Source organism: Zeimonas arvi, assembly GCF_008039575.1.
GTDB classification, from domain to species: domain Bacteria; phylum Pseudomonadota; class Gammaproteobacteria; order Burkholderiales; family Burkholderiaceae_E; genus Zeimonas; species Zeimonas arvi.
In genome coordinates this window covers 335,309-353,402 of the sequence record NZ_VDUY01000005.1, presented here as the reverse complement: position 1 = coordinate 353,402, position 18,094 = coordinate 335,309, and the positions used below count along the sequence as shown (strand labels likewise).

Annotated in this window: 15 protein-coding genes and 1 tRNA gene; 5 read left to right on the top strand and 11 right to left on the bottom strand. The window is 71.3% G+C overall.

The features are described from left to right. Position 1 precedes the first annotated feature (1 nt). The 3 genes from FHP08_RS14090 to FHP08_RS14080 all read right to left on the bottom strand — a co-directional run bounded on the left by FHP08_RS14090 (position 2) and on the right by FHP08_RS14080 (position 4,594). The gene (locus FHP08_RS14090) at positions 2-2,032 is read right to left on the bottom strand and encodes a TonB-dependent receptor family protein (protein ID WP_147705104.1); all 2,031 of its coding nucleotides are present in this window, start codon (positions 2,030-2,032) and stop codon (positions 2-4) included. Further along, the gene (locus tag FHP08_RS14085; RefSeq protein ID WP_187272306.1) at positions 2,026-4,326 is read right to left on the bottom strand and encodes a putative bifunctional diguanylate cyclase/phosphodiesterase; all 2,301 of its coding nucleotides are present in this window, start codon (positions 4,324-4,326) and stop codon (positions 2,026-2,028) included. Before FHP08_RS14085 ends, FHP08_RS14090 begins: the two co-directional genes overlap by 7 nt. 191 nt (positions 4,327-4,517) lie before the next feature. Next, positions 4,518-4,594, bottom strand: a tRNA-Arg gene (locus FHP08_RS14080). Positions 4,595-4,684: 90 nt separating this feature from the next. Here FHP08_RS14080 and FHP08_RS14075 point away from each other — a divergent pair. After that, positions 4,685-5,125 (top strand): c-type cytochrome, encoded by a 441-nt coding sequence (locus tag FHP08_RS14075; RefSeq protein ID WP_222707898.1) that lies wholly within the window; start codon positions 4,685-4,687, stop codon positions 5,123-5,125. Positions 5,126-5,172: 47 nt separating this feature from the next. Beyond that, positions 5,173-6,045, top strand: a complete 873-nt coding sequence (locus FHP08_RS14070) for a c-type cytochrome (RefSeq protein WP_147705102.1) — start codon at positions 5,173-5,175, stop codon at positions 6,043-6,045. An 86-nt stretch (positions 6,046-6,131) separates the two neighbouring features. Here FHP08_RS14070 and FHP08_RS14065 read toward each other — a convergent pair whose 3' ends face one another. The 8 genes from FHP08_RS14065 to FHP08_RS14030 form a co-directional block, all read right to left on the bottom strand. Next, complete coding sequence (locus FHP08_RS14065; protein ID WP_147705101.1) at positions 6,132-6,446, bottom strand: hypothetical protein; 315 nt, start codon at positions 6,444-6,446, stop codon at positions 6,132-6,134. Positions 6,447-6,545: 99 nt separating this feature from the next. Beyond that, on the bottom strand, positions 6,546-8,090 hold the full coding sequence (locus tag FHP08_RS14060) for an acyl-CoA synthetase (protein WP_147705100.1): 1,545 nt from the start codon (positions 8,088-8,090) through the stop codon (positions 6,546-6,548). A gap of 26 nt (positions 8,091-8,116) precedes the next feature. Beyond that, on the bottom strand, positions 8,117-8,956 hold the full coding sequence (locus FHP08_RS14055; protein WP_147705099.1) for an enoyl-CoA hydratase/isomerase family protein: 840 nt from the start codon (positions 8,954-8,956) through the stop codon (positions 8,117-8,119). Next, complete coding sequence (locus tag FHP08_RS14050; protein ID WP_147705098.1) at positions 8,953-10,038, bottom strand: branched-chain amino acid ABC transporter permease; 1,086 nt, start codon at positions 10,036-10,038, stop codon at positions 8,953-8,955. The genes FHP08_RS14055 and FHP08_RS14050 overlap by 4 nt, the downstream gene beginning before the upstream one ends. After that, positions 10,035-11,018, bottom strand: coding sequence for a branched-chain amino acid ABC transporter permease (locus FHP08_RS14045; protein ID WP_147705097.1), 984 nt, complete (start codon positions 11,016-11,018; stop codon positions 10,035-10,037). The genes FHP08_RS14050 and FHP08_RS14045 overlap by 4 nt, the downstream gene beginning before the upstream one ends. Then, positions 11,015-11,797, bottom strand: coding sequence for an ABC transporter ATP-binding protein (locus tag FHP08_RS14040; protein ID WP_147705096.1), 783 nt, complete (start codon positions 11,795-11,797; stop codon positions 11,015-11,017). Before FHP08_RS14040 ends, FHP08_RS14045 begins: the two co-directional genes overlap by 4 nt. Continuing rightward, on the bottom strand, positions 11,794-12,576 hold the full coding sequence (locus FHP08_RS14035; protein WP_147705095.1) for an ABC transporter ATP-binding protein: 783 nt from the start codon (positions 12,574-12,576) through the stop codon (positions 11,794-11,796). Before FHP08_RS14035 ends, FHP08_RS14040 begins: the two co-directional genes overlap by 4 nt. A gap of 345 nt (positions 12,577-12,921) precedes the next feature. Then, complete coding sequence (locus tag FHP08_RS14030) at positions 12,922-14,058, bottom strand: substrate-binding domain-containing protein (RefSeq protein ID WP_225879147.1); 1,137 nt, start codon at positions 14,056-14,058, stop codon at positions 12,922-12,924. Between the two features lie 396 nt (positions 14,059-14,454). On the opposite strand from FHP08_RS14030, the gene FHP08_RS14025 reads away from it, so the two are divergent. Genes FHP08_RS14025 through FHP08_RS14015 form a run of 3 tightly spaced genes read left to right on the top strand, consistent with a single transcriptional unit; the run spans position 14,455 to position 18,071 of the window. After that, positions 14,455-15,543, top strand: coding sequence for a hypothetical protein (locus FHP08_RS14025; RefSeq protein ID WP_147705093.1), 1,089 nt, complete (start codon positions 14,455-14,457; stop codon positions 15,541-15,543). Positions 15,544-15,564: 21 nt separating this feature from the next. Then, the gene (locus FHP08_RS14020) at positions 15,565-16,854 is read left to right on the top strand and encodes a polysaccharide pyruvyl transferase family protein (RefSeq protein ID WP_147705092.1); all 1,290 of its coding nucleotides are present in this window, start codon (positions 15,565-15,567) and stop codon (positions 16,852-16,854) included. Continuing rightward, positions 16,851-18,071, top strand: coding sequence for an MFS transporter (locus FHP08_RS14015; RefSeq protein ID WP_187272305.1), 1,221 nt, complete (start codon positions 16,851-16,853; stop codon positions 18,069-18,071). The genes FHP08_RS14020 and FHP08_RS14015 overlap by 4 nt, the downstream gene beginning before the upstream one ends. Positions 18,072-18,094 lie beyond the last annotated feature (23 nt).

Below are 18,094 nucleotides of genomic sequence, written 5' to 3'. Positions count from 1 at the left end.
CTCAGAAGGCCAGCGACGCCTTCACGCCGCCGAACCACGACCGGCCCGGCGCCGGCTCGTAGTAGCGGCCGTTGGCCGCGTTCACGATCACCGAGCCCACGTGGCGCTCGCCGAACAGGTTGTCGACGCGCAGGTAGGGCACGATCCGCCAGCCGGCGTAGCGCAGGTCGTAGCCCAGGCGCCAGCTGGCCACCGCGTAGGCGTCGGCGCGGGCGGTGTTCGCGTCGTCGACCCAGACCGCGCCGTTCCACTGGGCCTCGATCGCGGTCGAGAAACCGGTGGGCGCGTGGCGCCAGGCCAGTTCGGCATGGAGCGAATGTTTCGGCACGCCGGGCAGCGCTCGGCCCGACAGGTCGGCGCCCGCCAGGCTCGCGTAGTCGCGGAACTCGGCGTCGATCCAGGTCCAGGCCAACCAGGCCTCGAAGCCGCCCCCGAACCGCGATTCCAGCGCCAGCTCCACGCCTTGCCGCCGGGTGCGGGCCGCGTTGCGGAAGGTGGCCCGGCCCGCCACGTTCGCGTCGGGCACGATGTCGTTGCGGGTGCCGGTGCGGAACAGCGCGAGGTTCAGTCGGTGATCTTGCGCAAGCTGCGCCTTGAGGCCCAGTTCGAGATTGGTGCTGGTGCTGGCGTCGAGCGCGAAGTTCAGCCCAGGCTGGCCGTCGGGCCGGTAGGCCAGCTCGGCGAAGGTGGGCGTCTCGAAGCCGCGGCCCGCCGACGCGTACAGGTTGACCGTGTCGCTCGCCGCGAAGAGCAGGCCGACGACCGGCCGCGTGGCCGAGTAGTCTCGCCGGCCCGAGTCGTCGGGATTGACGGCAGTGACGAAATCGTCGCGCACCCGGAAGCTCACCCGCGAGTGCCGCACGCCGCCGGACAAGCGCCAGCGCTCGGCGAACCACCACTCCGCGATCGCGTACTGGTCGACGTTCCAGACGCTGTCCCTCTCGTTGCGGCGCAGCTCGCCGGCCGCGCCGAAGTCGTTGACGAAGCCTTGGCGGCGCTCGTCCATCCGGTCGTAGTCGATGCCCAGCGTGAACGAGAACGGACCCCAGGCGGTGCGGCCGGCGCGGGTCCACCGCAGGCCCAGGCCGCCGAAGCCGCGGTCCAGGTCGACCGCGCCCCCCGACGAAGTCGGCGCGGCGCCGCTGAAGGCCAGGAACTGCGTGACCCGCCGGTCGCCGGCGTAGCCGCGCAACTTGAGCGTGTCCCGGGGGCCCAGCCGGTGCGCCCATTCGAGCCCGGCCTGCCGGTGTGCGACGCTCTTGCGCGTGTCGAAGGCCAGCGCGCCGGCGCCGGCCTGGCCGGGGTCCCGATCGAGCTGCTCGCGGGTCAGGCCCAGCGGATCCTGGGTATCGGGCTGGTCGAGCGCGGTGGCGGTCAGCGTGAAGCGCGACGCTTCCGGTTCGCCCCAGGCGAGCTTGGCGCCGAACAGGTCGCGCCGGGTGCGGCTGTGCTCGCGCCAGCCGTCGGTGGCGAAGCGCGACAGCTTGCCGGTGAAGCCGGGGGGCGCGTCGCCGAAAGGCACGCCGAAATCGACGCCGGTCTTCCAGCTGCCGAAGCTGCCTGCGCCGCCATGGATCCGCAGCGTGGGCGCCGCGGGCGGATCCTCGGTGAAGAGCGACACCACCCCGCCCGCCGAGTTGCCGTACAGCGCGGCGAAGGGCCCGCGCAGCACCTCGATGCGCGCGGCGGCGTCGAGGTCGAAGAGCCCGGTCTGGCCCTGGCCGTCGGGCATGGTGAACGGGATGCCGTCCTGCATCAGCCGCACGCCGCGCACGCCGAAGGCGGCCCGGGCGCCGAAGCCGCGCGAGGAGACCTGCAGGTCCTGCGCGTAGTTCTGGCGGTTGCGCACCACGATGCCCGGAGCGCGACCGAGCGCCTCGGACAGGTTCACGCCGGGCGCCTGCGCGGCGGCCGGATCGATGCCGATGACGTCGACCGAGGCCGGCGTGTCGAAGCTCGGCTGCTCGATGCGGGTGGCGGTCACGGTGACCGCCTCGAGCCCGGCGACTGCCGCGGCGGCAAGCGTCAGCATCGGCCGACCGCCTGGGCCATGAAGCCGTCCGCGTCCACCGGCCGGCCGAAGCGCCAGCCCTGGAAGACCTCGCAACCGAGCGAGCTCAACAGCGCGAGCTGCTCGTCGGTCTCCACGCCTTCGGCGACGACCGCCAGGCCCAGGGTGTGGCCGAGACTGACGATGGCGCGCAACAGCGCCTGGTCGCGCGGCGCATGCGCGGCGTCGGCCACGAAGCTGCCGTCGATCTTCAACTCGTCCACCGGCAGGCGCTTCAGGTAGCTGAGCGAGGAGAAGCCGGTGCCGAAATCGTCGATCGCCACGCGCATCCCGGCGGCGCGAAGCCTGGCCAGCACCGCGCTGATCGCGTCGAAGTCGTCGATCAGCTGGCTCTCGGTGACTTCGAGGATCAGCGACTGCGGCGGCAGCCGGTACTCGGCGAGCAAGGCGACGATCCGGTCCGGCAGGTCGGGCTGCCGAAGCTCGCGCGCGGCGAGGTTCACCGCGACCGGGATCGCGCAGCCGGCTTGCGCGAGCCTTGCGGCGAGCTCGAGCGCCTGGCGGCGCATCCGCTCGCCCAGCTCGGCTTCGAGACCCAGCGCTTCGGCCATCGGCACGAAGACCGCCGGCGACACGGTGGCGCCGTCGGCGCGCCGCCAGCGAGCCAGCGCCTCGGCGCCCACGATGCGCCCGTCGGCGCTGCACTTGCACTGGAAGTGCGCGTGGATCTCGCCGGCGGCGAGGCCGAGCCGCAGATCGGCCGCCAGCCGCAGCCGGGCCTCCGCCTCGGCCTGCATGCCGCGCGCGAAGAGCGCGAAGCCGCCGGGCCCGCCCTGCTTGGCCCGCGACAGCGCCTGTTCCGCGTGGTTCAGCGCATCGGCCGGCCCGCGATCGTCGGCATCGAACAGATGGACCCCGATCGACACGGTGAGCGCGCCGCTTGCCGCGGGCACCTCGTCGAGCTGACGGATGCGGGCACGCAGGCGCTCCGCATAGGCGCCGACCGCCTGCAGCAGGCTCTCGCCCGATCCCCCGCCCGGCGGCATGAAGGCCACCGCGAAGATGTCCGAACTGATGCGCGCGAGCTGCTGGCCTTCGGTGCCAGCGAGTTGCACGAGCACGCGGGCGATCGCGCGCAAGACCTGGTCGCCGGTCTCCATGCCCAGGCCCTCGTTGACCACGTGGAAGTCATCGACGTCGATCAGCATCAGCGCGCCTGAGGACGAGACTGGGGCCCCAATCGACGGCTCAGCTGTGGACGCTGCCGCGGGCGTGCCCGGGAACGCCAGTGCGAGGCGCTCCAGCAGCGAGCGGCGATTGGGCAGCCCGGTCAGCAGGTCGAGGTGCTCGAGCTCGTCGATGCGCGCCTCGATCTCGCGTCGCTCGGTCAGGTCCGTGATGTGCGCGACGAAATAGGCGATGGCGCCGCGATCGTCGCGCACCGCGCTGATCGACTGCCACTGCGGATAGGGCTTGCCGGCCCGGTCGAGGTTCCAGAGCTCGCCCTCCCAGTGGCCGGTCTCGAGCAGCCTGTCCCACATGCGGCGATGGAACGCCGCGTTCTGCCGGTCCGACTCGAGGATGCGCGGGTTCCTGCCGATCAGCTCCTCGGCCCGATAGCCGGTCAGCTCGCAGAAGGCGCGATTGACGCGCAGGATGACGCCCTGCGCATCCGTGACCAGGATGGGCCCACGGGTCTCGAAGGCCACCGCGGCCAGGCGCTGCTCCGTCGCGGCTCGGCGGGCGACGCTCACGTCCTCGACCAGCAGCATGCTGCCGCGCGCCTCGTCTGCAACGCCGGCCTGCCCGGCAAGCGGCGCCTCGAGCGCGACGCGGCGAATCTCGAAAGTGCGCGGGTCGCGCCCCCGGGCGGCCGGCATCGGGATCTCCACGCAGAGGCCGTCGGCCGGCAAGTCGACGCGACGCCCCAGCAGCGCGGGCACCGTGCGGCCTCGCAGGGCGGGCTCGGGCCGGCTCAGGAGGGTGGCCAGCGCAGGATTGGCGATCTCGACGCGGCCCTGCGGGTCGAGAAGCGCGATGCCGGTCGGGCTTTCCTGAAAGCTCACCCGGAACTGGCGGTCCAGCGCCCGCAGCCTGCGGTTGCGCCAGTCCAGCGCCTCGACCAGCCCGTAGATCAGGATGGCGGTCAGCAGGACATAGACCCAGCCCTTCAGGTTCTGCAGCAAGGTCAGAGTGTCGGGGTCGGCGGCCAGCTTGCGGACCGCGTCGTCGCTGAACGCGATCCACAGGCAGCCGAGCAGCACGTAGACGAGCGCCGCGAGGACACTGGGACGGAATCGCCGCTCGAGTCTCACGGCCGCAACGGAGCGGAGGCGTCCGCTCGTGTAAAGGGGGAATCCTGATTCTAGCGTCAGACAGCGGGATTCGTGCGCCTTGAATCGCGACGGCCGACGAGCGCCGTCATCGCGACGCAAGCCGCAAAGGCAGGCCGCCCCCAGGAACACGAAAGCCCCGCCATTGCTGACGGGGCTTGCTGGCGAATCTCTGGCGCGCCCGAGACGATTCGAACGTCCGACCCCTGCCTTCGGAGGGCAGTACTCTATCCAGCTGAGCTACGGGCGCGAAGCCTCGATTGTACCCGAGGCCGGCCCCTGGCCGCGTGGCCAAGGCGATGCTTCGCTAAGATGCCGGCTGAAACAGGAGCCCTCCAAGGTGAAAGCCAAGCATTCGATCCGCGCGTTGGCGCTGGCACCGGTCGTGCTGGCGCTCGGCGCCTGCGTGTCCGGCGGGCCGTCCGGATCCGACCACGTGCCGGTTGCCGGCGGCAAGTCCGGCGAGGCCGTCTACCAGCAGGTCTGCAGGGCCTGCCACGAGACCGGCGTGGCCAAGGCGCCGAAGTTCGGCGACCGCGAGGCCTGGGAAGGCCTGATCGAGGAAGGCCAGGACGTGCTGACTGCCCACGCCTGGGTCGGCGTGCGCGGCATGCCGCCGCGGGGCGGCGACCCGAGCCTGACGCTGGCCGAGTTCTCTCGCGCCACCGCCTTCATGGCCCGGGCCGCGGGCGGCGACTGGCGGGACCCGGACACGCGAATGCTGGAACGGATTCGCCACGAGGAGAAGAAGCGCCTCAAGGAGATCGAAAAGAAGAAGTAGCGAGCGGCTATAATTCCCGGCTTTGAATCCAAACGGCTGGCGTCAGCATGAGCGACGAACACGAAGCATTCATCAAGACCCCCAAACAGTTGATCACCGTCGTGGTGCTGGCCTTCGTGGTGCCGATCCTCGTGATCGTCCTGCTGGTCAAGTACGTGGGCAGCAGCACGCGCACCGGGGCAGGCGCCGATTCCATGACCGCCGAGGCGATCGAGGCGCGCATTCGTCCGGTGGCCGGCTTCGAGCTGGCGGGCGCCAGCGGCCCGCGCCCGGCACGTTCCGGCGAAGAGGTCTACAAGGCCCAGTGCGCCACCTGCCACGCGGCGGGTGTGGCCGGCGCGCCCAAGTTCGGCGACACCGCCGCCTGGGCCGACCGGATCAAGACCGGCCTGCAGGCGCTGGTCAACTCCTCGCTGAAAGGCAAGGGCGCGATGGCTCCCCAGGGCGGCGGCGCCTACAGCGATCTCGAGATCACCAAGGCCGTCGTGCACATGGCCAATGCGGCCGGTGGCAAGTTCGAAGCGCCGAAGGGCGAGGAAGCGTCCAAGTCGGCCGACGCCGCGCCGGCCGCTGCCGCTGCCGCTGCCGCTGCGCCCGCTGCCCCGGCGCCCGCTGCGGCTCCCGTCGCCGCTGCGGCCCCTGCCGCGCCCGCCCCGGTGGCGGCTGCACCCGCCGCATCGGTCGACGGCAAGAAGATCTACGACGGCACCTGCATGGTCTGCCACGCCACCGGCGTGGCCGGCGCGCCCAAGTACGGCGACAAGGCCGCCTGGACCGACCGTGTGGCGGCCGGCATGGACACGCTGGTCTCGCATTCGATCAACGGCCTGCGGGCGATGCCCCCGCGCGGCGGCAATGCCAAGCTGACCGATGCCGAGGTGCGGGCCGCGGTCGAGTACATGGTTGCATCGGTGAAGTAGTCGTCGCGCAGCGGGCCCCGGGCCCGCGCCGAACGGATAGCCCCGGCGCCTGGCGCCGGGGCTTTTTTCGTCGGGCCGGGGCTTTCCTACTGGATCACGATCGCCGGCGGCTGGATCACCAGCGACGGCGGGGTCAGGTACACGCCGGCTGCCGGGGCGGGCGCCGCGTAGTACGCCGGCGCCGGGTAGTGCGCGGCGTAGCCCCCCTTGCACTTGCGCTCTTCCTTGTAGTGGCCCTTGCGGTTCCACTTGCGCTCGACCTTGCAGGGGCCGTCCCAGTAGGTTTCCTTGTACTTGCCGTGACGATGGTGGTGGCGATCGTCGTCGTCGTCGGCGAAGGCCGGCATCGATACGGCCAGCACGGCGGTGGCTGCAAACAGCGCGAGCATCAGGCGGCTCATGGGGCTCTCCTCGGAACTCTGTACGAGTGCGAGGCTACCGGCTCGACGCCGGCTCAGGTGTAAGCGATTGCTACGGGTGGTAACAGGCGGCGAGCGCGCTCAGGCGTCCGCGTAGCGCTGCCGCAGCAACGGCTTCTCGACCTTGCCCGCCGGCGTGCGCGGCAGCGCGTCCACGAAACGCACCCGCTTCGGCACCTTGTAGCCGGCCAGCCCGGCCCGGCAGTACTCGCGCACGGCTTCTTCGGTGAGCTGCGCGCCCGGCGCGGGCACGATCACCGCCAGGCCGACCTCGATCCAGCGCGGATCGGGCACGCCGATCACCGCCGCCTCGGCCACGCCGGGCATCCGGTACAGCAGGTTCTCGATCTCGGCCGGATAGACGTTCTCGCCGCCCGAGATGTACATGTCCTTGACCCGGTCGACGATCCAGTAGTCGCCGTCGACATCGAAGAAGGCCACGTCGCCGGTGTGCAGCCAGCCGTCGCGCAGGGCCTCGGAGGTGGCCTGCGGATTGCGCCAGTAGCCCGGGGTCACGCCCGGGCCACGGACCAGCAGCTCGCCGCGCTCTCCGGGGCCGCAGTCACGGCCCTCGCGATCGACCACCCGGGTCAGCATCGAGCCGACCGGCTTGCCCACGCTGCCCGGCTTGGCGCGGGCGGTGGCCTCGTCGGGGATGAAGACGGTGGGCCCGGTCTCCGTCATGCCGAAGCCGAAGCAGAGGGTGATGCCCCGGGCGGCGTAGGCCTCCAGCAGGGCCTGCGGCATCGGCGAGCCGCCCGCCGACCAGTGGCGCATCGCAGCGAAGCGGGCGCTCGCAAACTCCGGATGCTGCGAGATGAACAGGTAAACGGCCGGCACGCCGAGGAACTGGGTGATCGGCAAGGGAAGGCCGGCACCTCCGGTGCGGCCCCGCCCATCCAGCCAGCGGATCGCCTCGCCGGCGTCGAACTGCTTCTGGATCACCACGGTCCCGCCGGCGTGGAGGATCGGGTTGGCATAGAGGTTGAGCCCGCCGGTGTGGAAGAAGGGCAGCACGGCCAGCAGCACGTCGTCGCCGGAAAGCTTCGTGGCCAGCATCGCATTGACTGCGTTGAAGAAGGCCATCCCGAAGGTCTGGATCACGCCCTTGGGCCGGCCGGTGGTGCCCGAGGTGTACAGCAGGTACCAGGTCTCGTCCATGCCGCGGGTCGGCATCTCGACGACCCCGCCACTGGCGGCGGCCAGGGCCGATTCGTAGTCGGGCCAGTCGGCGCCGGGCGGGCCGGACACCAGTCCGGGGAGCCCCTGGAAGACCTGGCGCGCAACCGCCACGAGCTCCTCGCTGCAGACGAAGGCGGCCGGCGCCGCGTCGTCGACGATCGGCTGCAGTTCGGCCGCCGGCAGGCGCCAGTTCAGGCAGACCATGACCACTCCGGCCTTCGCGCAGCCGTAGAGCATCTCCAGGTAGTCGCTGCCGTTGTGCGCCAGCACCGCCAGCCGGTCGCCGGGCGCCAGGCGCCAGCGCTCGCGGAGCCACTCGGCGAAGCGGCTGGCGCGCTCGTCGAAGTCGCGATAGCGGAAGCTGCGGCCGCTCGCGACGTCGACCAGAGCGAGCTTGTCCGGATGGTGCTGCGCCTGCTTGTGCAGCCAGTCGATGACGAACATCCCGCCGCCCCGCCCCGTTCCGGCGCTCAGCCCGCCCCGCGCACCGGCTCGGCGACTGCCGGCGCGTGCGGATCCGGATAGCCGGTGAAGCGGCGCAGGAAGTCGGCGACACCGGCGCGCGCCGCCGGCTCGACGATGGCCGCCACGAAGCGCTGGCGCTCGGCCTCGAGCGCGGCCTCGATGCCGGCGAGCGCCGTGTCGGGGGCCAGCAGGCGCTTGGCGGCGCGCATCGTGGCCTCGGGCGAGGCGGCGATCCGCTCGGCGGCGCGCTGCGCGGCCGCCGCGACTTCGGACGAAGGCGCAAGCTGGTTGACCACGCCCCAGTCGAGCGCCTGGCGGGCATCCAGGCTGAGGTTCAGCATCAGGCAGGCCGCCGCCCGGCGCGTGCCGACCAGGCGCGGCAGCAGCGCGGTCCAGCCGCCGTCGGGCGTGAAGCCGGCGGTGGCGTAGTGGGCCTTGAGCACGGCGTCGTCGGCCATGACCGCCAGGTCGCAGGCCAGCACCAGGCCCAGCGAGCCGCCGGTGACGTGGCCATGCACCGCCGCCACCACCGGCTGCGGCAGGCGCAGCAGCGCGAGCACCGCCTGGTTGAGCAGGCCGACCAGCTCCGCGGCGTAGGTCTGCAGCGCGGGGCCGGCCATCTCGGCCGCGAAGCGCCGCATGTCCCCGCCGATCGAGAAGGCCTCGCCCTCGGCCGCCAGCACCACCGCGCGGGTCTCGCTGCGGCGGCCGATCTGCTCGAGCGCCACGCAGAGGTCCAGCAGCAGGTCGGGCACCAGCGCGTTGCGCATGGCCGGCCGGGCCAGCGTCAGCGTGGCCACCGGGCCGGCGTGCGCGACCCGGACCAGCGCCCTTCGGGCGCTCATTTCCCGCCCCCGCGCGCCCGCTCGATCGCGCGCGCCCGCAGCCGGCCCACGATCCCGGTCGGGAAGTGGTAGACCGACAGCACGAACAGCAGCCCCAGCCACAGCAGCCAGCGGTCGGGCGAGAACAGCGCGGCCAGCAACGGCACCGACTCCAGCCCGCCGGAGATCCATTTCATCATGTCCTGCAGATAGCTCTGCGCGAACACGAAGAGCGCACTGCCGATCACCGCGCCGTACATCGTGCCCATGCCGCCGATGACCACGATCAGCAGCGTGTCGAGCATGATCTCGAAGGACAGCGAGGTGTCCGGCCCGTTGTAGCGCAGCCAGATCGCCAGCAGCGCGCCGGCCAGCGTGGCGAACAGCGCGGCCAGCACGTTGGACACGGTGCGGAACACCACCGTGCGATAGCCGATCGCCTCGGCGCGGAAGTCGTTCTCGCGGATCGCCTGCAGCACGCGGCCGAAGGGCGAGTTCACGATGCGCAGCAGCATCAGGAACAGGACCAGCACCGCGAAGAACAGCAGGTAATAGGTGATCACGCGGCCGTCGACGTCCAGCCCCAGGATCGGGTTCTCGAAGGGCTCGAACGAGGGCCGCAGCAGCCGCGGCACCTTGAAGCTCAGGCCGTCCTCGCCGCCGGTGACCTCCGAGAGCTGCGAGGCCAGGGTCTGGAAGGCGCTGGCCACCGCCAGCGTGATCATCGCGAAGAAGATCGCCTTGACCCGCAGGCTGAACAGGCCGATCACCAGCGCCAGCAGGGCCGACAGCGCCAGCGCGCAGAGGATGCCCACGGCCAGCGCGCCCCAGGTGGCGTCGAGCCGCGTGCTCGCGATGGCCACGCCGTAGGCGCCGATGCCGAAGAACATCGTGTGCGCGAAGGACACGATGCCGGTGTAGCCCAGCAGCAGGTCGTAGCTGGCCACCAGCAGGACGAAGACCAGGATCTTGGCGGCCACCGACATGGAGCGCGCGCCGGGGAACACGAAGGGCACCAGCGCGAGCAGCACCACGATGGCCAGCAGCATCGCCGCCACCAGGCGGCTGCGCGGATAGTCGGCCGAGAGCAGGCTGCGGATCATTGCTTGCTCCCCGCGTACAGGCCCTGCGGTCGCCAGAGCAGGATCAGCACCATCAGCAGGATGTTCGAGAACAGCGCCACCTTGGGCGCCAGGAAGCCGGTGTAGTTGGCCATCAGGCCCACCAGCAGCGCGCCCACGAAGCAGCCGCCGACCGAGCCCAGGCCGCCGATGATGATCACGATGAAGATCAGGATGTTCACCTGCGCGCCCATCTGCGGCACCAGGTTCTGCTGGTACAGCCCCCACATCACGCCGCCCAGCCCGGCCAGCGCCGAGCCGGCGACGAACACGCCGACGAACATCCGGCGGATCCGGTAGCCCAGGCTCTCGACCATCTCGCGGTCCTGCACGCCGGCGCGGATCAGCAGGCCGATCTTGGTGCGCGCGAGCACCCAGAGCATGGCCGCGAACACCGCCAGCCCCACGCCCACCGCGATGACCCGGTACTTCTCGATCGCGGCGTCGCCGAACAGCCAGGCGCCGCGCAGGCCCTCGGGCAGCGGCAGCGGGATCTGCTGCGGGCCCCAGATCACCTTGATGATCTCCTCGCCGATGATCATCCCGCCCATCGTGATCAGGATCTGCTTCAGGTGCTGGCCGTAGACCGGCCGCACGATCGCGCGCTCGAAGGCCCAGCCGATGGCGCCGGCCACCGCCATGGCGACCACCATCGCGCTCGCGATGGCGACCAGGTTCAGCAGCATCGACGGCGAGGTGGTCAGGGCGGCCATCGGGCCGAGCACCGACATCGCCACGAAGGCGCCCAGCGCGATGAACAGGCCGTGGCCGAAGTTCAGCACGTCCATCAGGCCGAAGATCAGCGTGAGGCCCGAGGCGATGATGAACACGATCATGCCCATGGCCAGTCCGGCCACGGTCAGCGTGGCCCAGCTGGACAAGCTGCCGACCAGCGGCAGCGCAAGCAGGGCGAGCGCCGGCGCGAGCAGCAGCGGCAGGCGGTTGCGAAGCGCGGCGCTCATTGATGCGCTCCCAGGGAGAGGCCCAGCAGGCGCGACTGCAGCGCCTCGTCCTCGGCGAGCTCGGCCATCGCGCCGCGGTGCACGACGCGGCCGTCGTCCATCACCGCCACCGTGTCGCCGAGCTGGCTCGCGAACGCGAAGTTCTGCTCGACCAGCAGGATCGTGGCGCCGTCGGCCTTGAGCTCGCGAAACGCCGACAGCATGTTGCGGATGATCGAGGGCGCCAGGCCCTTGCTGGGCTCGTCGATCAGGATCAGCTTGCGCGGCTCGACGATCGCGCGCGACACGGCCAGCATCTGCTTCTGGCCGCCCGACAGCAGGCCGGCCGGATGGTTCCAGAACTTCTGCATGGCCGGGAACAGGCCGAAGATCCAGCGCAGGCGCGCGGCGTCGATGTCGGCCTCGCGGCGCGCGCCGCGCGCGGCCAGCACCATGTTCTCGCGCACGGTGAGCTCTCCGAAGATGCCCATGTTCTCGGGCACGTAGGCGATGCCGCGCTGCGAGATCTCGGGCGTGGGAAGCTTCGAGATGTCGTCGCCGTCGAAGGCGATGCCACCGGCCGAGGCCTGCCACAGGCCCATGATCGTGCGCAGCGTGGTGGTCTTGCCCGCGCCGTTGCGGCCCAGCAGCAGCGTGGTCTGCCCGGCCGGGACCTCGAGGTCCACGCCGTGCAGGATGTGATACGCGCCGATGTGCGTGTGCACGCCGGCGAGGGACAGCAGCGGCCGCGCGGCTGCGTTGCCGCCGGCATGCGGCGAAGCCTGCACCGCGTTGCTCATCGCGCGGCCTCCGCTTCTTCCTCGTCCTCGGCGGCCATGCCCAGATAGGCCTGCTGCACGACCGGCGAGGCGATCACTTCTGCCGGCTCGCCGTCGGCCGCCAGCTTGCCGTTGTGCAGCACGATGATGCGGTCCGACAGCTCGCGCACCACGTCCATCTTGTGCTCGACCAGCAGGATCGTCTTGGTCATGTCGCGCTTGATCTCGCGGATCAGGTCGAGGATGACCGGCACCTCGTCCACGCTCATGCCCGCGGTGGGTTCGTCGAACATGAACACGGTGGGCTCGAGCGCGATCAGGATGCCCACCTCGAGCTTGCGCTGGTCGCCGTGCGGCAGGCTGGCCGCCGGCGCATCGCGGCGCGCGGTCAGCGCGATCCGCTCGAGGATCGCCTCGGCCTCGGCGATCAGCGCGCGGTGATTCGACCAGATCGACCACAGGTTCAGCCCCATGCCGCGCCGCGCCTGGATCGCCAGCCGGATGTTCTCCATCACCGACAGGTTCGGGAACAGGTTGGTGAGCTGGAAGGCGCGCCCGAGCCCGCGCTTGGTGCGCTCGGGCGCGGGCAGGGACGTGATGTCGTCGCCGCCCACGAACACGCGCCCGGAGCTGGCTTTCAACTGCCCCGAGATCAGGTTGAAGTACGTCGTCTTCCCCGCGCCGTTGGGCCCGACGATCGCCGTCAGCGTGCCAGGCCGGAACGCGCACGACACCGCGTCGACGGCCACGTGGCCGCCGAAGCGGATCGTGAGATCCCTTGTTTCGAGAGAAAAGCTCATGAGATCGGCAGGCGATTGGGTTCAGCGGGCAAGCGAGGGGTGATTGCCGTCGCGCACCGCACGACCCCTCGCAGGGCCGGCGGGCGGGTGAGTGCTTCGCGGGCGCCGGGCTTACGAGCCGCCGAGCAGCACAGCCCTCGCGGGGGCCGTCGGCGAGCACTGTCCGAGCTCCGAGGCGCAAGGTCCGCAGGACCGCCGCGACGAGGGCGAGTTGCGCAGCCGCCCGCGAGGGCGAGCAGCGCAGGGCAGCCGAAGGCGGGCTCGACCCCGGCGCCCGCGAAGCACTCACCCGCCCGCCGGCCCCGCCACCGTCACCGAAGCGCGACGTCGGTCACCCCGCGCGCATCACCGCTTGTTGCGAATCGGCACCTGCATTTCCTCGGGTTTGATCTCCCGAACGAGTTCAGGAACGGCCCAGGTGAACGCCGGGTCGACCTTGATCTTGAAGTGATACATCGACTGCATCGCCTGGTGGTCTTCCTTGCGGAAGGTCATCTTGCCCTTGGGCGTGTCGAAGCTCATCCCTTCCATCGTCTTGATCAGGGTGTCGGTCTTCGTGTTGCCGTTGGTCTTCTCGAGCGCCCGGACGATCGCCATGCCGGCCGACATGCCGCCTGCGGTGAAGAAGTCGGGCGGGCTCTTGAAGCGCTTGTAGTGCTCGGTGATCAGCCAGTTGTTGGCCGGATTCTTCGGGATGTCGAAGTAGTAGTAGGTGGCGCCTTCCATGCCCGGGAAGTTCTTGTAGGCCGCCATCGCCGGCAGGATGTTGCCGCCGGTGGAGATCTCGATGCCGTAGCGCTTCGGATCCAGGTCGGCGATCTTGAACGGGTTGCCCGCGCCGGCCCAGACGATCCAGATCACCTTGCGGCCCGGCTTGTCCTTCAGTGCGTCGAACAGCCGCTGCGCGCCGGCGGTGAAGTCGGTGGTGTTGGTCGGCAGGTATTCCTCGTGGACGATCTTGGCCTTCTTGATCGCGTCCTTGAAGGCCTTCACGCCGTCGCGGCCGAAGGCGTAGTCCTGGGCGAGCGTGGCGATGTGCACGTTCTCGTGGTCGAGCGCCACCGCGTTGGAGATCGCGTCCTGCGACGAGTTGCGGCCGGTGCGGAAGATGTACTTGTTCCACTTGTCGCCGGTGATCGAGTCGGCCACCGCCGGCTCGACCAGCAGGATCTTCTCGTACTCCTCGGCCACCGGCAGCATGGCCAGCGCCACGCCCGAGCTGGTCGGCCCCACGGCCAGGTCGACCTTGTCGTCGCCGTAGGCGGCCTGCAGCAGCGACTTGCCGACGTCGGGCTTGCCCTGGTCGTCCTTCTCGATGACCACGATCTTGCGGCCGTTGACGGTCATCGTGCCGCCGGTGGCGTACTCCAGGCCCATCAACAGGCCGGTGGCGGTCTGCTTGCCGTAGGCCTCGAGCGGGCCGGTCTTCGAATAGATGTGGGCGATCTTGATGTCCTTGGCCACGGCGGCGCCGGCCAGCATCGCGCCGGCGACCAGCGGCAGGGCCAGCCTGGCGGCCTGCTTCAGAAGCGGGAAGGGCTTCATCTCGGTTGTCTCCTCAGGGTGATGGACGGCCCCGGGGGCCGGGGCATGCACCAGGACAGAGCAGGATGCGTGCCTGCGAAGTCGATTTCGACAAGTCATTGATTGCAAAGGACGCGGGCTGGCCGGCCCGAGATCTGGCACGGCGGGATGTCCGGTTTGTGGACAAGACCAAGGCACAGCGGGTGTCTGTTCATCGGTCATCGCGCCCTGGATCGGCTTTCGTGTCCTTGAATTGGACATACCCCGATCCGGCGCTGACCCTGCCGGCTGGACGATAATCGACAGGCGTGCCGGTCCGTCCGGAGCCGGGCCGCATAACGGAGTCCGCACCCCGTGGCCATCGCCCGTCGTGGTCTCTTCGCGATCCTGCTGTCGGCGACGCTGGCGCTGGCCGGCTGCATCGTGTTGCCGATCCCCACGAGCGAGGACAAGGTGCTCGCCGGCACGCCGGTCGCCGAGGCACAGCTCGCCTTCATCGGGCCGGGGGTCACGACGCAGGCCGAGGTGGTCGGGCGGCTGGGCCAGCCCGCGCTGGTCTGGGAGGACGCGCGGGTCTTCGTCTACCAGTGGGACATGCGCCAGGGCATCCTGCTCTGGGCGATCGGCGCCCATGTGACCGGAGCCGCCGGAAAGACCGACCTGCCCAGCCACCATCAGTTGCTGATCCGGTTCGACGAGGGCGGACGCGTGCAGCGCTTCGAGCATCGGAAGCGGCCGTCGGGGGTCAGCGTGGCGCAATCGATCCGCGAGTGGCTCGGTTTGCCGATACCGGAGCCGGCGGGCGGGGACCGGGTCCTGGCGCCGGTCCTGGTCCGGATCGATCTCACGATCGACGGCGCCCCCGAGACCCCCTTCCCCCGGCCGACATTCACCGTGGACCCGCTCTTCGCATTCGGGCTCGGCAATCTCGAGACGGCCGAGCGGCTGTCGGCCGCCATTCGCCATCGTCACCTCTCGGACGCCTCGCGCAGGGCCGGATGGGTCGTCTTCGACCTGGCGCCGGGCACCTGGTACCTGGGCGTGATCGGCCCCGAGTCGAACCCCACCCCGTCGTGGCAGGGGCTTGCGCGGCAGGCGGAGGCCGCGCGACAGGCCGAGAGCATCCCGCGCTGGCGGATCGACGTGCCGGGCGACGCCCGGGCCGTGTATGCCGGCACCCTGCGCGTGGCAGGCAGGACCGGAGGCAAGCTGATGTTCGGCAACCGCATCATTCGGCCGGTGCCGGGAGACGAGCCGCTCGTCGTCGACGAGAGCGGGCTCGCCGCGGCGCTGCTCGCCGCCGAAGCGCCGCAGGCCGGCCCGCCGCGCTCGGTCCTGATGCAGCGCTGGCGACCCGGCGAGCCGCTGGTCTTCCGCTCGCCGCTGCCCGCAGCGTCGGCCCCGACTTCGACCCCTTCCCCGGCTCCGTCCTCGACCCGCTAGTCCGCCAGCACGCCCACCGCCATGCAGCGGCCCCCCACGATCCTCTTCGGCGCCTTCGATCGCCACAACCTCGGCGACCTGCTGTTCCCGCACGTGGCCGCGGCGCTGCTGCCCGGCCGCGAGTTGCTGTTCGCCGGGCTGGCCGATCGCGACCTGCGCGCGCTCGGCGGGCATCGGGTCCGGCCGCTGGGTACGGTCGCCGCCGAGCTCGCCACCCGCCCGGACGCGGCACCAGCCACGCTGATCCACGTGGGCGGCGAGATCCTTTGCTGCGACGCCTGGCAGGCCGCGGTCATGCTGCTGCCGGACGACGAGGTCGCGCCGATCATCGCCCGGCTCGACGCGCAGCCTGCCGCGCGAATGGCCTGGGCGCAGCAGCGGCTGGCCGATGCCACCGGCGACCCGCGGGCGCGCGCGCCCTACGTCGCGGCGCGCGCTCGATTCCCCGCGATCGCCCGCGTGCTGCACGCCGGCGTCGGCGGCGCCGACCTGGATCGCCGCGACCCGGCCCTGCGCGCCGAGGTGCTGGCCAAGCTCGCCTCGGCCGACGGGGTCGCCGTGCGCGACCAGCGCAGCCTGGCGCAGCTCGAGGCGGCCGGTCTCGCGCCGCGGCTGGTGCCCGACCCCGCCGTCATGGTGGCCGAGCTGTTCGGCGCGCGGATCGCCGAGCGCCGGCGCGCGGGCGAGCCGGCGCGCGTGCAGCGCGCCTTCCCGCGGGGCTACCTGGCGGTGCAGTTCGCGGCCGAGTTCGGCGACGACGCGACACTTGCGAACAGCGCCGGGCAGCTCGATCGGATCGCCGCCGCAACTGGCCTGGGCATCGTGCTGTTCCGCGCCGGAGCCGCGCCCTGGCACGACTCGCTCGAGGTGCTGCAGCGTGCGGCGAGCCGGTTCCGGACCGCAGCGGTCGCCATTTTCGAGTCGCTGGACGTCTGGGACCTCTGCGCGCTGATCGCAGGGAGCCGGGGATTTTGCGGCAGCAGCCTGCACGGCCGAATCGTCGCCATGGCCTTCGGGCTGCCGCGGGTGAACCTCGCGATCGGGGCCGGCGGCCCGCCCGCGCGCGCCGGCGAAGAAGGCCCCGCGAGCGACGAAGCTTCCGCGAGCGACCCGGATCCCGCCGCCAAGCACCGCGCCTTCGCGGAAACCTGGGAGCTGCCCGGCCTGCCCGGCGTCGTGGACATCGGCCAGCTCGCCGAGGGCCTCCACGCCGCGCTGGCGGCCGACCCCGAGCAGCTCGCGCGATTGTCGCGCCGGCTCGTCGAAGCGTACCGGCCGGGCTTCGACGCGATCCTCGCCGCGGCGCGATGAGGTTGCTGCTGCCCGCGGGGACTGCCCCCCATGCCGGGCCCGTGCTGGTCGCCAGGGCCCTGCGCGCCTTCGCCGACGGCTACGTGGCGGTGCTCCTGCCGGCCTACCTGCTCGCGCTGGGCCTCGGCACGCTCGAGGTGGGCATCGCGGGCACCGCCACGATGCTCGGCTCGGCACTGGCCACGCTCGCGGTGGGCGCCTGGGGGCATCGCTTCGCGCGGGCGCGGCTGCTGCGCGCCGCCGCGCTGCTGATGCTCGCCACCGGCATCGGCTTCGCCGCGTCGACCGCCTGGTGGCCGCTGCTGGTCATCGCCTTCGTGGGCACGATGAACCCGAGCTCGGGCGACGTCAGCGTCTTCCTGCCGCTGGAGCAGGCCACGCTCGCGGGCATGGCCCGCGGACACTCGCGCACCGCGCTCTTCGCCCGCTACAGCGTGCTCGGCGCGCTGTGCGCGGCAGTGGGCGCGCTGGCGGCCGCCGTGCCCGACTGGCTGAGCGCGAGCTTCGGCCTGGCGAGCGTCGACGCGCTGCGGATCATGTTCGCCGGCTACGGCGCGATCGGCGCGATCGTTTGGTGGCTCTATCGGCGGCTGCCGGAGCCGGCCTCACAGGCCGATGCCGAACCCGCACAAGCCGCCGCGCTCGGCCCGTCGCGCGCGATCGTGGTGCGGCTCGCGGTGCTGTTCAGCGTCGACAACTTCGCGAGCGGCCTGGTCGTGCATTCGCTGCTGGCACTGTGGCTGTTCGAGCGCTTCGACCTGTCGCTGGCGCAGGCCGGGCAGTTCTTCTTCGTGGCGGGCCTGCTGAGCGCGGCCTCGCAACTCGCGAGCCCGATCGTGGCGCGGCGCATCGGCCTGGTGAACACGATGGTGTTCACGCACATGCCGGCCAACCTGTTCATGATCCTCGCGGCCTTCGCGCCCACGATGCCGGTGGCGCTGGGCCTGCTGCTCGCCCGCAGCGCGTTGTCGCAGATGGACGTGCCGCCGCGCACCGCCTACGTGATGGGCGTGGTCACACCGGCCGAGCGCGCCGCCGCCGCGAGCTTCACCGCGGTGCCCAAGAGCCTGGCCGCAGCGCTGAGCCCATCGCTGGGCGGCGCGATGCTGGCGGCCGGCTGGCTGGCCGCGCCCTTGCTGTGCTGCGGAGCCTTGAAGCTCGCTTACGACCTGACGCTGTGGCGGATGTTCAGCAAGCATCCGCCGCGGGAGGAATGACGCGAAGCCGCCGATGGGCCGAG

Coding starts and splice junctions, on each gene's coding strand:
- FHP08_RS14090 (WP_147705104.1), bottom strand. CDS start 2,032: ATGCTGACGCTTGCCGCCGCGGCAGTCGCCGGGCTCGAGGCGGTCACC.
- FHP08_RS14070 (WP_147705102.1), top strand. CDS start 5,173: ATGAGCGACGAACACGAAGCATTCATCAAGACCCCCAAACAGTTGATC.
- FHP08_RS14065 (WP_147705101.1), bottom strand. CDS start 6,446: ATGAGCCGCCTGATGCTCGCGCTGTTTGCAGCCACCGCCGTGCTGGCC.
- FHP08_RS14060 (WP_147705100.1), bottom strand. CDS start 8,090: ATGTTCGTCATCGACTGGCTGCACAAGCAGGCGCAGCACCATCCGGAC.
- FHP08_RS14055 (WP_147705099.1), bottom strand. CDS start 8,956: ATGAGCGCCCGAAGGGCGCTGGTCCGGGTCGCGCACGCCGGCCCGGTG.
- FHP08_RS14050 (WP_147705098.1), bottom strand. CDS start 10,038: ATGATCCGCAGCCTGCTCTCGGCCGACTATCCGCGCAGCCGCCTGGTG.
- FHP08_RS14045 (WP_147705097.1), bottom strand. CDS start 11,018: ATGAGCGCCGCGCTTCGCAACCGCCTGCCGCTGCTGCTCGCGCCGGCG.
- FHP08_RS14040 (WP_147705096.1), bottom strand. CDS start 11,797: ATGAGCAACGCGGTGCAGGCTTCGCCGCATGCCGGCGGCAACGCAGCC.
- FHP08_RS14035 (WP_147705095.1), bottom strand. CDS start 12,576: ATGAGCTTTTCTCTCGAAACAAGGGATCTCACGATCCGCTTCGGCGGC.
- FHP08_RS14030 (WP_225879147.1), bottom strand. CDS start 14,058: ATGCTGGCCGGCGCCGCCGTGGCCAAGGACATCAAGATCGCCCACATC.
- FHP08_RS14020 (WP_147705092.1), top strand. CDS start 15,565: ATGCAGCGGCCCCCCACGATCCTCTTCGGCGCCTTCGATCGCCACAAC.
- FHP08_RS14015 (WP_187272305.1), top strand. CDS start 16,851: ATGAGGTTGCTGCTGCCCGCGGGGACTGCCCCCCATGCCGGGCCCGTG.